This is a genomic window from Microcystis sp. M53603_WE2 (genome assembly GCF_030065435.1).
This window is the reverse complement of the sequence record NZ_JASJFF010000745.1, coordinates 1-1202: the sequence shown is the minus strand read 5'-3', so window position 1 is coordinate 1202 and position 1202 is coordinate 1. Positions and strand designations below refer to the sequence as shown.

Annotated in this window: 1 protein-coding gene; it reads right to left on the bottom strand. The window is 45.7% G+C overall.

All coding sequences use genetic code 11. The features are described 5' to 3' along the window. Positions 1-1202: 2-succinyl-5-enolpyruvyl-6-hydroxy-3-cyclohexene-1-carboxylic-acid synthase (menD, locus tag PX481_RS16100; protein WP_288094966.1), on the bottom strand; the 1202-nt coding region annotated here is incomplete at both ends.

Sequence of the window (1202 nt, the reverse complement as noted above, 5' to 3'; positions counted from 1 at the left end):
TTGGGGAGTGGCAAAAAATTCTTCAAAGGGAGGGTCAAATTTGGCGATCGGCAACATCTGGAAAATGCCTCCCCCCTTGTTATTGATTAAAATTATGGTCAAGGAGCCAACAAAATATTTTTTGATTAAAAAACCATTTGTGTCGTGTAATAGGGCTAAATCTCCCGTTAATAGCAGACTGGGGACATTTTTATAAGCTATTCCTATCGCAGTGGAGAGGTTGCCGTCGATGCCATTGGCCCCGCGGTTAAAATAGGGACGAATTTGGCGATCGCTAGGCGGGTTAAAAAACTCGGCATAGCGAACAGGCATACTATTAGAGATAAAGATCGGGGTGCGGGGGGGGAGGTATTGGGAGAGCAGCCAGGGGATTTTCCCTTCAATCAGTTTAGTTTCTGCTGCCAAAAGGCGATCGATGGTTAATCTGGCTTGCTGGTCGAATTTTTGCCATAATTGCCGATATTCTCGGTTATTATGGGTTTGATCTGGGAATAAATCCCCTAATTGCTCGATATTTACCCTGAGATGTCCGGTTTTTCCCTGTAGAGGATCGTAATTATCGGGATGGGGATCGATAATCCAGCGCGGACAGTCGATTTCTTCTAACCAGGTCCGTAATTCTTTGCTGGTGGGTAATTCGCCAATTTGCAGGACAACATCGGGGGTTAATTGGGTTCTAAGGGCAGGATTCCGCAATAATAAATCATAGGTGGTGATGAGATGGGGATTTAACCCTGCATAGTTTCGCAGAGGAGATAAAGCTTCCGCTAAGACGGGATATTGTTGCGATCGGGCTAAATTAGCGATCGCCTGACAGTAACTTTCGGGGTTTTGCGGGGAAGCTAATCCCGCGATGATAATTCCTTGGGGGGGTAAAGAAGGAATTTCGAGAATTGAGTGGTTAATTGGCATATTTTGCCGAGATATATGGCTAAAAAAAGCCTCTTGGTCAAAATTAGCCTCTAAATTGTTAATTTCTAGATCGGGAGTTGGTGCGAGGGGATCCCGAAATGGTAAGTTGAGATGCACCACTCCGGGGACAGGATCAAGACAGCGCCACCACGCGTGGATGATAGTTTGACGGAGATAGCGTAAACGCTCGATATTGGCACTAGGACAGCTAATTTCCGCTTGCCAATTTGGATAATTACCGTAGAGTTTGACTTGATCGATAGTCTGACCGGCGTGAGCATGACGCAATT